The sequence below is a fragment of the Bowmanella yangjiangensis genome, assembly GCF_017255015.1.
GTDB classification, from domain to species: Bacteria; Pseudomonadota; Gammaproteobacteria; order Enterobacterales; family Alteromonadaceae; genus Bowmanella; species Bowmanella yangjiangensis.
The window spans coordinates 25,333-38,273 of the sequence record NZ_JAFKCS010000004.1 but is presented as its reverse complement, the minus strand read 5'-3'; the positions used below and the strand labels follow the sequence as shown (position 1 = coordinate 38,273).

Here is a 12,941-nt window from a genome sequence, read left to right as displayed (position 1 = left end):
ACCTGAAATCATGTTGGCGAAACAGCGGGTACTTATCATCGACGATGAAAAGACCAATCTAAAAATACTTAGCGATATACTTCGTGATGAAGTCGAAATCGTGTTGGCCAAAAATGGAGCCCAGGGAATTCGCAAAGCCGGAGAGTTTGCGCCAGATTTAATTTTACTGGACGTCGTTATGCAGGATATGGATGGCTTTGAAGTCATCAACCACCTCAAACATGATGCCGCAACCTGTGCAATTCCAGTTATATTTATTACATCGCTGGGCGATGTTAGTCACGAAGAAAAAGGACTTTTGCTGGGTGCCTGCGACTATATCCAAAAACCGTTTCACGCCGCGGTAGTATTAGCCAGGATTAAACTGCATCTTCAACTTGCTCGGCAGAGGGTGATGTTGGAAAAACTGGCTAATATTGATCCATTAACCTCAGTAGCAAATCGCCGTCGCTATGATGAAGTCATGCATCGTGAATGGCGTGTCGCTATGCGAAATAAGTCAGAGTTATCGCTAGTGATGGTAGATATCGATAATTTTAAACAGTTCAATGACCGTCACGGACATGCCATCGGCGACAAGATTCTGCAGGAAGTCGCTATGCAACTCCTGGCGCAGCTAAAGCGCCCCAGAGATCTCGTCGCCCGATATGGGGGCGAAGAATTCGTGATTCTGCTGCCTGAAATCAACAAAAAAGGCAGCATAGATGTAATGGAAAGTTGTCGCCGAGCCATAGAGGCTCTGCAGTTGGAAAAACCATACAGCGAATCCAGGCATAAGGTTACCGTCAGTATTGGTGGTGTAACCTGTCAGCCTAGTATGAACACAAGACCAGAGGATGCCTTAAAACTGGCTGACGATATGCTCTACCTGGCCAAGCACCAGGGGAAAAACAGAGTCTTGTGGTTTGGTGAAGAACAGGGAGTGATCCAGCATGACAGCAGCTCGCCCAACGGTACTGTTGGTTGATGATGAAAAAGCCAATCTAAGATTATTGAGTGACTTTCTTCGCCAGGATACCGGCATCATCCTGGCGCAAAACGGTAATCAGGCTGTCGAAAAAGCCGTAGCCATGCAACCTGACTTAATTCTTCTCGATATTCTGATGCCAGGAATGGATGGCTTCGATACCCTACGCACGCTTAAGTCCATCCCTGCCACCAGTGACATTCCCATTATATTCATAACTGGCTTAGACAACCCCGAAAAAGAACAGGAAGGGCTGCGTTTGGGTGCGCAAGACTATATCCACAAACCCTTCAATATTGACGTGGTGAAGGCCAGGATTGCCACCCAATTAGAGATAGTGCGACAGCGTCGGGCTTTACAACAATTATCCCGGGATTTAAGCCGAGCCAGTGAAGCCAAAAGTCGATTTCTGGCCAATATGAGTCATGAAATTCGCACCCCATTGACCAGCATCATTGGCTATGCAGAAGCGCTGCTGGCTGATGAATTTAAAGGCGAAGAGAAACAAGCCATCAAAGCCATCAGCATAAGTGGTAAACATCTATTAACTTTGCTCAATGACGTACTGGATCTATCCAAAATTGAAGCCGGAAAGCTGGAAATTGAATTGCTGCCGGTTAACCTGCCAGAGCTAATTGAAGAAGTACGATCTCTGGTTGAAGATAGTGCCAGGAAAAAGCAGCTTATCTTTGCCGTCAATATCGGCGAGGCGTTGCCCCGACACATTTATACTGACCCTGTTCGTCTTAAACAAATTTTGGTCAATCTGCTTTCCAATGCTATTAAATTTACCAAGCAAGGGAAGGTTACCCTGGATGTTGGCATCGAAACTGAGCAACTGTTTTTTAAGATTAGTGACACCGGCCTAGGGATTGACAAAAAACGCCAGGCAGAACTTTTCGCCCCTTTTACCCAAGGCGATTCAACAGTTACTCGTGAATTTGGTGGGACAGGTCTGGGTTTGAGTATTTCCGCACAATTGGCTAACAAGCTTTCCGGCCAAATAAGCCTTGAGAGTGAACTTGGAGTCGGTAGTTGCTTCACCTTGACCATGCAACCAAAACTATGCGAAGTCCCAAGAATGGAAGAGGAAAAACCAGACAACCAAAGCAAACTGAGCGGCAAGATATTACTGGCGGAAGACTCCAATGAAAGTCGTAAACTACTGACTCGCATGTTGCAAAGTCAGGGGTTGGATGTCAGAGCAGTTGAGAATGGCCAGCAGTTGATGGAAGCGGCTATGGCTGAGGAATTTGACCTGATTTTCACCGATATTAATATGCCCGTCATGGATGGTCTGCAAGCACTTAAGTTGCTGCGTGCTGTTGGTGTAGAAACACCGGTGGTCGCACTAACAGCCAATGTCATGAGCGATGATATTAAGATGTATATGCACGCGGGATTTTCCGAGCACTTATCAAAACCCATTGACCGTCAGAAGTTTGCCAGGCTGTTACAACAGCATTTGCCTGGTATTTCAGAGCAAAATGATCTGACCATGCCAAACGACGAAATGCGCCAGTTGATGTCACAATTTGTCAACGGTTTGCCAGCCCACTTGTGCGCTATAAAGTTAGCCTATCAGCAGAACAACCTCTCGCAACTTGAACAATTGGCACATAAACTGAGAGGCACAGCAGCTTTGTTCCAGTTTAAACAAATCAGCGAGATGGCCAGACAGCTTGAACACCATATGCCCATAGAAAAACTGCCATTGGCCCTCAAGGCTCTCAGTTTTGAAGTCGAGAAACTTATCGCCAACAAGGACAATTTACCCATTGATTGATGCAAGGAGTGTCTTATGTCATATCAGGATATGACGGCCCTGATTGTCGATGATGATGCCGATGTCAGAGCCTTTCTGCGCACGGCCTTAAGGAGTATGTTTGAATGTAATCTGTTCGAGGCTTCCTGCGGTGATACAGCCATAGGTATTTACGAAAAAAGTCCCACTGATATTGTCTTTTTAGATATTCAGATGCCAGGAAAAGATGGCTTAGCCATTCTGGCAGAGCTTAAGCAATTAGACGCCAATGCCAAAGTTGTAATAGTCAGCGCACATGGCAGTATGGATTACGTCACTGAAGCAATTAAACTGGGTGCATCCGGGTTTATTCTCAAACCCTTTCATTTGCAGAAAATCAAAGCCATTGTTGATAAGCTTCTTGGTACGATGGCCTGAACCAGACTAACACGCTGCAGCAGGACAACGAGATATTGACCAGAGATAACGGAGTTGTAGCGTGCGTAGTTTATTTAACGCCAGCATTGTGGCATTACTATTGATAGCAGGGCTGGCGTCAGCTACCCCGGCCCCAGGATTGACGCAGTTAGACGCCCCATTTGATAAATGGCAAAGCTTGATTAAATCAGATCCTGACCAATTGCTTGAGATTTTGGACGCTCAATCGCCAATGTCAGGGTTGGCACTTGTGCAATATCACCTGCTAAAGAGCCAGGCATACGCCGCATTAGTCTTAGCGGAGCGGTCCATCGCAGAAGCACAAAATGGGCTCGCTTTGCTCTCCCCCTATCAACAACCCTGGCTTTATCACAAATTGCATTTGAGTATGGCATTTGCTCAGGACTTACATGGAACACCAGCTAAAGGATTAGATGACGTCAATGACGCTATAGCATGGGCTGAATCTTATGACCACCTTGATCTTACCCTCGAAGCCCTGATGACAAGAGGCCTTCTGCTCACCAGCCTGAGTGACTATATCGCGGCGATGACAGACCTGCAGCGCGCGTATAATCTGGCCCCACAGCGCGATGCATGGGTTGTCAAAGCAGATTTAGCCGGCGCTATCGCCTTAGTGTACGAATACCGCAGGGAGGACGCGCTGGCCCTGCCTTACTTTGCTGAAGCTGTGGAATACTACCGGCAACAACAAAGCTGGATAAGTTTAAGCATCTACCTATATGGCTTGGGGCGCGCCAATAAAAATACCGGTAACCTCGAGCTGGCCAAGGCACAACTGCAAGAGTCTGCCGACCTGTCCCAACGCATAAATGACAGCCAGGGCGTCGCCTATGCCCTCAAGGAGTTGGCAGGGTTAGACTGGCAAAGTGGTAAGCATGAGCTGGCCAAACAATCAGCGTTGCAGGCGATGGCGTTGTTCGAGCAAGGCAACAATGCCTATATGATACTTGACAGCGCCTTGTTGCTTTCCAGCATTTATCTAGCGCAGCAACAAACGGAGTTAGCTAACCAGTATTTGAAAAAGGCCCGCGAGAGTCTTAATCCAGATAGTATGCCGCTGCAGAAGATAGCCCTACAAGAGCAAGCTGCGCGGATTATGGCTGCCACAGGTCAATACCAGCAGGCTTATGAAACGTTAGACATCACCAATGCTGAGCACCAAACTCTTCTTTCAAAGCAAAGTACTAAACAACTTCATCAGTTGCGTAGTCGTTACGAGCTCGAGGCGCAAGCCCAACAGAATGAATTATTAGAAGCTCAAAATCAGTTACAGCTTGCCCAACTGGCAAATCAGCAACGCAGTAACAGGCTATTACAAGTTCTGTTTGTCAGTTTGAGTTTAATCCTATGCCTGTTGCTGGTTTTGTTTCACCGCCAACGGCTGCATAAAAAAGCACTACAACAACTGGCGGATACCGATACTCTGACTGGACTATTAAACAGGCGAAAAACTCTGGAATTACTGCAGCTACAGGCAGATTTAGCCAAACGCCACCAGATTGATTTCTGTGTAGCATTGGTGGATCTGGACCACTTCAAGAAGATCAATGACAGTCTGGGCCATCAGGGCGGTGACCAAGTTCTCAAGCACTTTGCCAGGCTTTGTTCTCAGACCTTAAGACATACCGACATTGTGGGCCGTATCGGTGGGGAGGAGTTTCTTATTGCTTTGCCTCATACCAATGCACAGGAAGCTGCTTTGCTGTTAGAAAGACTGAGAAAACGTTGTGAAGGAATCGCTGAAACCATGCAACTTGATGAACTTAAAGTGTCAATATCCATTGGATTGGTAAGCAACACTCCTCCTCGCAGCGCCATAGAGCTGCTGGCCAGAGCCGATAAAATCCTTTACTCAGCCAAAGACGCCGGGCGCAACAGACTGGTCATTGATAGAGCTGCCTAACGCACCAAACATTGCTTTTTCGCCAATCAACCCAGGGAAAAGATACTTTTATAAGCCGCTAATTTATCGCCCACTGCGTCGTTCTTTCTTTCCTCGCGAGCAGCACGCTCAGCGGCCTCACGAATTAATTCTTCGAGCATTTTCTTGAGATCGTCGAGCTTTTGCTCCATGACATTCAAATCATCCTGTTGTTTAGCACTGAGAGGCCCCTTTGCTTTCATTCCCTCAATGGCGTCCTCAAGATCCTGAATTTTCTCTTTAAGCTCATCAATTTTTTCTTTATCAATTCCCAGCCTTTTGGCCAGCATATTTTCCAGCATGGATTGCATAAATGCTTGTTGCTTGGATTGCTCTGATAATGACACCTGATCTTCATTGTTTGGCGTATTAGTTGAAACATCTTGCCGCTGGCTGGCGGCAACCTGGCCGGAAGTTGCCGCTCTAGTATCGGATTGAAGCGGCGCGGTGTGAGGGGTGATGTGCATGTTGGCGTCCTGCATGTTGTCTTACTCATCAAAGAGCAAATCCAATGCCAGACTGATCAATTTATTTGGTAAGAGCTTTTCAACTTATCCAGCAGCCCCTGTTCCTTTAGTTGCTCGATTCGCCGATTTAATCTTCTGACCAAGTGCTCGTCAGTATTAATATTAAATGCCAAATGGTTACCGATAGAACGCTTGGGTAAAGTTAAGGCTGGGCTCAATAACTCAGCACCATAACCGGCTTCCTGTGCCATAAAAGGCATCGTAATGTCTGAGCCGGGTATCAGCTCCACCCGGCCCATAAACAACATATTGTAGGTGTCAGAAATATGCGTAACAGGAAATAATAATTCACCTTCGTTCATCCCCAGCGCAAGCAAACGCTGGTGCCATTCACCGTTCCTGACAACAGCGATACGCAGTTTCACAGCATCATTAAGCGTGGTTAATTGGATCTCGTCATTTTGTTTAAGACGATAAAAATAGGGCTGAGATGATAGTAGCGGTCCCACCCACTTAAACTGGGTTTCGCGATGAATATTACGCGGTAAGGTAAGTAAAGCCGTGTTGGGAGTTTCCTGCACCAGTTTGACAGCCCGGGCCCAGTTAATTCGCTCTATACGGTAGCGAATCCCCTCTTCGTCAAGCGCTCGGCGCACCAGTTCATAGTTAATACCCCGTGGCTTACCGTCGTCCATGAAGTGGTAGGGCTTTAAATTCTGAGTATAAATAACCAGCTCGGGAGTAGCCTGTGCTTGACCACACAAGAGTATCAATAGCAGGCCCCATAAACACTTCATACGTCCACTGTGATTGAAGAATGAGTTCACAAACACAGTAGCACAGTCATCTGACACTGTGCCACTGTTACGCCCTATTGTTTAGAATGTGCGTCTGCCCGTTGTTTACGTTCATCTGCATCGGATACCTGCCAACCTTCCAGGTTCTTACTGATCAGCGTTGCCAGCGCCTGGATATGTCCGGGTTCGGCATTTAGCGCAGAAATATATTGATAGCTCTCACCACCGGCTTCGAGAAAATAGTCTCGGTTCTCAACACCAATCTCCTCAATGGTTTCCAGGCAGTCGGCCGAAAATCCTGGGCAAATAACCTGAACAGACTTAACCCCTTCGGCCGGTAATGCCTTCAAGGTTTCATCGGTGTAGGGTTTTAACCATTCTTCACGCCCAAACCTTGATTGAAAGGTGGTGAGATACTGGCCTTTGTCTAACCCCAAACTTTCCGCCACTAACCTGGATGTTTTCAGACACTGGCAATGATAAGGGTCGCCATTATCCAGATAGCGTTGAGGGATACCATGATAGGAAAACAGTAAACGCTCTGCACGGCCATGAGCCTGCCAATGTGCCTGAACAGAATCGGCTAGCGCCTGAATGTAGCCTTTATCATCATGATATTGAGTGACAAAACGGACTTCCGGCATCCAGCGGCGTTGCTGCAAACAGCGACTCAATGCATCAAAAGTAGAAGCGGTGGTTGAAGCGCAGTACTGAGGATACAAAGGCAAAACCAATATCTTTCGTACACCTTGGTCCAGCATGCGATTCACAACACTGTCGATGGAAGGATTACCATAACGCATGGCAAAATCCACCACCAGATCATCCCCCCACTGTGCAGCCAAAGCTTGGCGTAAGCCTTTAACCTGATCTTCAGTGTGGAACAACAGCGGTGAGCCCCGCTCCGTCCACACAGTTTTATAAGCATGGGCGCTGCGCGCCGGGCGAAAATTGAGGATGACCATATTCAGTACCAGCCACCATAACCAACGGGGCGCTTCAACCACGCGAGGGTCTGATAAAAACTCCCGCAGATAGCGCTTTAACGCCGGTTTGGTCGGCGCATCCGGGGTACCTAAATTGGTAACCAACACACCGATTTTGTCGGCTTGCTCATGGCGAAAGCTGTCACTGTTGCGATAACGCATACAACATCCTCAGTCACATAGTTTAGGGAGTGTAATAAGTCGGGGCACCTGGTCCAACCGGCATGCCCAGCACAAATACCCACAAATAAAACAGTAGTGTCCAACCCACAAAAAAGATCATTGAGTACGGCAGCATAGTAGCAACCAGCGTACCAATACCCAGATTTTTCTGATAACGACTGGCCACCGCCAGGATCAGACCAAAGTAGCTCATCATGGGGGTAATCAGGTTAGTCACGGAATCACCTATGCGGTAAGCCGCCTGGATAACCTCAGGTGCAAAGCCCACTAGCATCAGCATAGGCACAAAAATAGGTGCGGTTACTGCCCACTGTGCAGACGAACTGCCCAGAGACAGGTTAACCATGGCGCACATCAGAATAAAGAACACAAAGACTTCCGGGCCATCCAACCCTAGTGCCGTCAGCAGTGCGGCGCCTTTAACCGCCAGTACGGTACCTAAATTGGTCCAATTAAAGAAGGCGACAAACTGGGAAGCGAAAAACACCAGAACAATATACATACCCAGGGTGCTCATGCCCTGAGACATGGCATTGATCACGTCTTTGTCGTTTTTCATGCAGCCCACAGTTTTGCCGTAAACAAAGCCCGGAATAGCAAAGCTGACGAAAATAAAGGCCACAATACCTTTTAGAAACGGCGAGCCTTTTAATCCCCCGGTTTCCGGGTGCAACAACACGCCACCAAACTGCGGAATAATGGTGATACACAGCACCAGACCAACCGCCAATAGCGCCAAACCGGCATTGCGCAAGCCACGTCGCTCTGTGGAAGTTAGAGCCTGCATTTGGGTTTTCTCCAAATTAGACTCCGCTTGAGAGGGGTCGAATTTGCCCAAACGTGGCTCAACAATTTTTTCGGTAATCACAGCCCCTAAAATGGCAATCAGAAACACACTGACAAACATAAAGAAGTAGTTTGCCTCAGGCCCCACCGCATACTCAGGATCAATCATTTTCGCCGCTTCAGTGGTCAAACCCGCCAGCAGAGGGTCGATAGTGCCCAAAAATAAGTTAGCACTATAACCGCCGGATACGCCGGCAAAGGCAGCGGCAAGCCCAGCCAATGGATGGCGCCCTAGTGAGTGGAAAATCATCGCAGCCATAGGAATCAGTACCACATAGCCAAGTTCGGCAGCCGTGTTCGATAAGATACCGGCGAACACCAGGGTAAAAGTGACCAAACGTGCAGGCGCCTTTAACACCAATCCACGCATCGCAGCAGATAACAAGCCTGAGTGCTCAGCCACTGCCACACCAAGTAAAGCCACCAATACCGTACCCAGAGGCGCAAAACCAGTGAAGTTGGTCACCAGGCCGCCAACGATGCGCTGCAAACCTTCAGCGCTAAACAGCGAGATAACTTCAATCATACCGTCAGGATCGCGCCCGGCAGCATCAAGTGGCCGGGGGTCGGGCACACTGACCTCAAAATAGCCGAGAATGCCGCTTAACAGTATGATAAACAGAGAAAAACAGGCAAATAGGGTGATAGGGTGCGGAAGCAGGTTACCCAGCCATTCCACGGTGCTGAGAAAGCGGTTAAACCAACCACCTCTGATCTGCTCCTTGTTGACGGAGCTATTGGTATTTTCTGCTAGCAAAGGATGTCCTCGCAGGTTCTGTCTTTTAGATGAATCCCGCATATTCTAGCAAAAAACCAGTCAAAGTCAGAATTTGACGATTGAGCGTCATTTTTAGTGGCTTCCAATCCTAAAAAAGCCCTTTGTAGCAAGCATTTAAAACATTCACATGTCAGCACCAACTCCAGCATGCAAGCGCTACAGAGCTAATACATTGTAAATGGTCAGACTAGTCTAAAAATAGTAACAAGAGTCTTATTTCCAAACATTTATACTAGTAGATCGCGCTCATACTGGCAGGCTTCCAGGCACGCCATCATCAGGTGGTACATGGAGGTAGCAGGTGCTTGCTGGGCCAAAGGTTGATTGTGATTATCCAGCCGCTCAATGTAAAAACCGCATACCGCAGTATTCAAATGTTGATTGAACAAAGCCTCTATGGCATTAGCAGCCGCAAGCTCAGCCCCTGGTCTGCCATGTCGAGCTTCGGCCAGATGGGCTTTTATCAACTCGGTTACCGTCCACAAGCGCTTAGAAGCTTTTTTAACACCACCGAGATTGTCCACCTCATCGAACAGCAGGCCATTAATATCCTGCCCAAACTGCAATCCGCGCTCATACAAGGTATGGCAATAATCATCCACTGGTGCGCCAGTAAACGACTGATAACGACGCAACAACCACACCCATTCCATATGATGGCCAGGCTCTACCACCTGCCCTTCAGCAAAACTCAAGGGGCGCAGATCCTGCTGGAAGTATTCATAAAGTACGCCATGACGATGATCAAAAAAGCACAGCTCAAATAAACTGAATATCTCGGCGGCTCTGGCCAACCATTTGGCATCCTTGCTCGCTTCGAACCAGGCAAGAAAAGCCTCGAACAAATGCATATGTGGGTTTTGCCGGCGTGTACCGCCCTGGCTGCCTTCCAGCCAACCTGCAGGCTTTCCCTTAAACTGCTTATCCAGCAATGAAAGCAGCTGGTCGGCTCGCGCTTTCGCCTGCATATCGCCAAATACACTGAACTGATAAGCCCAGGCCAGTAAAAAGAAAGCACAGTCGTAAGTATCCAGGCTGTCATCCACCACTTGATGGGCAGCATCCAACTTAAATACATAAGCACCTGGGTATGTTGGATGCTGGGCATAGGTGTCCAGATACCGCTGAATTCCCTCAACCACCTCGCGGCCTTGGGAGCACCAGCCTTGCTGATAAGCAGCTGCGAAGGTAAACATCTGGCGTGCCTGTACCCTGGTGCGTCTGTCCAACGAAAATGCAGCCAGGCCATCCTCATTCATGGATTCGGCGCAGGCTCCAGAAGACGCTTCAATAGCCTGTTGCTGCCAAAGCGGCAATGCATACGTTTGCATCCAGTAGGCAAATTTCTCGATAGCTTGTATAAGTGCAGCACTGCTTGTCATTAGGTTAAGATCCAGCCATTGGCAATGGGCAGATGATATTGAACACCAGCCGGGTTGCAACCGCTTTTAAGAGGCAATGTGAATACCAGAGCACAACAACAAGGTTTATGGGGCTTAAGTAAGCCGCTTTTACTAGAGCAGGCTTTACAATTCAGTGTGCCGTTAATGGACACCCTGTTCCTCGCCATACTTAGTGACGCCGCAGCCTCCGCTGCCGGTGCCCTGGCCCCTGTGCTGTTTCTGTGTGGAAATATTATCTGGGTGACTGTATTTGCCGGTGCCAGTATTGCCAATCAGCGCCTCGGTGCCGGTAACCCGGAAAAAGCCAAGGCCACCATCTGGATCTATGCCTTGTGGTCCATATTGCTTGGTGTATTGATTGCCTTGGGGCTGTATATCGCTACGCCCTGGATCACCAGCGTTATGGGACTAAGTGGCGATATTGGCGCCAATGCCAGCGATTATCTGCACATCGCCGCCATGCTGGTGATTGTCTGGGCCGTAAAAGGGGTCTGTCACTCTATCTTGAATATGCATGGTTTACCCGGCTGGAATTTGCTTGCCAACTTGGTGTACTTCCTGGCCAATCTGGCTGGCAATGCCATCGTGGTGTATCAACTCTTTGGCTTGCCCCATTACGGCATCACGGGGGTAGCCTGGGCCAGTGTTATTGCCTCCAGCCTTGGGGTGTTGGTCAGCCTCACCGCTATCACTTTTAACGTGCGCCTAAAGATAACACTCTCACAATTCACTCAGAATTTTTCTAACGTTACTCAGAATCTGCTGCGGATTGCCGCCCCCAGCGCTATCGAACCCTTGTCTTTTGACATCAATATGGTGGTGCTCAATAGCATGGCCGCAAAACTCGGCGCGCTGGCGCTGGCGGCTAAAGTCTACACCTTCAACACCTTTATGCTGGGCTTAATTATCTCAGTGGCGCTAACAACCGCGACACAAATTCTGGTCACGCAGAAAGTCGGAGCAGGGAAGCTACAGCAAGCGGATCAACAACTACGCCGTAGTCTTCGCATTGCTTTGCTGGGAACCGGCCTGACTGCGGCTTTATTGATTACATTTAACCAATCAATCATGCAGTTATACACTCAAGATGAATGGCTACTGGCCGGTGCATTCTGGTGGTTCCTGCTGGCGGGGTTATCTGAGCCTGGGCGTACAGTGAATATTATGACTGGCTTGAATCTGAGAGCCACAGGTGATGGCTGGTACATATCTGCGGTGGGTTTGTTGTTTACCTGGCTGGTTGCCCTGCCTTTGGCTTACCTGTTGGCATTTGTGCTGGAGTTGGGGTTGTTGGGGCTGCTGATTTCCGCGGTGGTAGATGAGTCTGGCCGCGCTTTATTATTTTACCGGCGCTGGCGACAACAGCGTTGGCATCATTCGCATATCCATGCACGAGAAGCACGTATGTAAGGCCAAGAACCTAGTACAGCGGCAAGTTTGAATGTATAAAAAACCAAACCAAAATAAATATATTTATTACTTAAAGTAAAAAATACTTTACCTCAAAAAGGTTTTAGATTACTTTTTGCGCTCCAATAACGTAACAAGGTAAGACTATGGAATTTCTACGTCACTTTTCCAACCGAGAGTGGAATGTGCTGGCAACCCTGGCACTGGATCTGGCTATTGCGGTGTTGTATTTCAGCAAACTGGCGTCGGTACCCGATGGTCTCGCAGCACCCAGCGCAGCTCTGGCCGGCATTATTATACAAATCACTATTGTTGCCGTGATCGGGGCGGCATTGTTATTCGGGCTGATAAACTGGCGCCGGGGTGATCAAGAACCCGCTGATGAGAGAGATAAATTTATTGCAGCTAGGGGTAACAGCATCGGCTATGGGGTACTGATAGGCGTAATAATCTTGTTCATCGGCCATTTGGTGCTCAGCGCTCTGGGTTTTGAATCTGAGCTGTTGCCCTACAGCCAAGTTACCCCTTTGGTCAGCGCTCATGCTCTTTTGCTTTGTCTGTTAATTGCATCCACCGCCAAACACCTGAGCCAACTAGTGATGTATCGAAGGGGTATTTGATGGCAGTGAATAAAGGCCATATCACTAACCAGATCCGCCGGTTACGTTTTGATCATAATGAAATGACCCAGGCCGAACTGGCTAAAGCTGCGGGGGTAACCAGACAAACCATAATGTCATTGGAAGCAAACAAATATTCCCCCTCTCTGGAATTAGCGTTTCGTATCGCGGGCGTCTTTAACCAGCCCCTCGAGGCCGTATTTCAATTTCAGCCAGCGGGTGGCGAAGAGTGAGCCCGAGAAACAGGTCGGGAGCTGAACAACCAAGCAGATGACAATGTCTGTGGTTATCTTGGTAGAAGCCGAGCCCCAATTCGTGTTCATAGCAATGCACAAGAGATTCGATGCCAGGCCTTCA

The 12,941-nt window shown here is 48.3% G+C and carries 12 protein-coding genes; 7 read left to right on the top strand and 5 right to left on the bottom strand.

The features are described from left to right. Window positions 1-10 precede the first annotated feature (10 nt). From J0A65_RS05990 to J0A65_RS27810, 4 genes are all read left to right on the top strand, one after another. Entirely contained in the window at window positions 11-967 is a 957-nt protein-coding gene (locus J0A65_RS05990; protein ID WP_206593234.1) for a GGDEF domain-containing protein, read from the top strand. Further along, window positions 933-2,753: a response regulator gene (locus tag J0A65_RS05985; protein WP_206593233.1), complete on the top strand. Its 1,821-nt coding sequence runs from the start codon at window positions 933-935 to the stop codon at window positions 2,751-2,753. The genes J0A65_RS05990 and J0A65_RS05985 overlap by 35 nt, the downstream gene beginning before the upstream one ends. 15 nt (window positions 2,754-2,768) lie before the next feature. Further along, window positions 2,769-3,149: a response regulator gene (locus J0A65_RS05980; RefSeq protein WP_206593232.1), complete on the top strand. Its 381-nt coding sequence runs from the start codon at window positions 2,769-2,771 to the stop codon at window positions 3,147-3,149. Window positions 3,150-3,210: 61 nt separating this feature from the next. Next, window positions 3,211-5,076, top strand: coding sequence for a diguanylate cyclase (locus tag J0A65_RS27810; protein WP_206593231.1), 1,866 nt, complete (start codon window positions 3,211-3,213; stop codon window positions 5,074-5,076). A gap of 26 nt (window positions 5,077-5,102) precedes the next feature. On the opposite strand, the gene J0A65_RS05970 is transcribed toward J0A65_RS27810, so the two are convergent. The 5 genes from J0A65_RS05970 to J0A65_RS05950 form a co-directional block, all read right to left on the bottom strand. Further along, window positions 5,103-5,576, bottom strand: a complete 474-nt coding sequence (locus J0A65_RS05970) for a flagellar biosynthesis anti-sigma factor FlgM (protein ID WP_206593230.1) — start codon at window positions 5,574-5,576, stop codon at window positions 5,103-5,105. A gap of 41 nt (window positions 5,577-5,617) precedes the next feature. Beyond that, window positions 5,618-6,358, bottom strand: a complete 741-nt coding sequence (locus J0A65_RS05965; RefSeq protein WP_206593229.1) for a substrate-binding periplasmic protein — start codon at window positions 6,356-6,358, stop codon at window positions 5,618-5,620. Window positions 6,359-6,432: 74 nt separating this feature from the next. Further along, on the bottom strand, window positions 6,433-7,506 hold the full coding sequence (gene hemH / locus J0A65_RS05960) for a ferrochelatase (protein ID WP_206593228.1): 1,074 nt from the start codon (window positions 7,504-7,506) through the stop codon (window positions 6,433-6,435). Between the two features lie 22 nt (window positions 7,507-7,528). Continuing rightward, window positions 7,529-9,130, bottom strand: coding sequence for an AbgT family transporter (locus J0A65_RS05955; RefSeq protein ID WP_416135298.1), 1,602 nt, complete (start codon window positions 9,128-9,130; stop codon window positions 7,529-7,531). A 248-nt stretch (window positions 9,131-9,378) separates the two neighbouring features. Further along, the gene (locus J0A65_RS05950; RefSeq protein ID WP_206593226.1) at window positions 9,379-10,533 is read right to left on the bottom strand and encodes an AGE family epimerase/isomerase; all 1,155 of its coding nucleotides are present in this window, start codon (window positions 10,531-10,533) and stop codon (window positions 9,379-9,381) included. Between the two features lie 78 nt (window positions 10,534-10,611). On the opposite strand from J0A65_RS05950, the gene J0A65_RS05945 reads away from it, so the two are divergent. The 3 genes from J0A65_RS05945 to J0A65_RS05935 all read left to right on the top strand — a co-directional run bounded on the left by J0A65_RS05945 (window position 10,612) and on the right by J0A65_RS05935 (window position 12,817). Next, complete coding sequence (locus tag J0A65_RS05945) at window positions 10,612-11,964, top strand: MATE family efflux transporter (protein WP_206593225.1); 1,353 nt, start codon at window positions 10,612-10,614, stop codon at window positions 11,962-11,964. Window positions 11,965-12,110: 146 nt separating this feature from the next. Further along, complete coding sequence (locus tag J0A65_RS05940) at window positions 12,111-12,584, top strand: hypothetical protein (protein ID WP_206593224.1); 474 nt, start codon at window positions 12,111-12,113, stop codon at window positions 12,582-12,584. Then, window positions 12,584-12,817: a helix-turn-helix transcriptional regulator gene (locus tag J0A65_RS05935; RefSeq protein ID WP_206593223.1), complete on the top strand. Its 234-nt coding sequence runs from the start codon at window positions 12,584-12,586 to the stop codon at window positions 12,815-12,817. Before J0A65_RS05940 ends, J0A65_RS05935 begins: the two co-directional genes overlap by 1 nt. Window positions 12,818-12,941 lie beyond the last annotated feature (124 nt).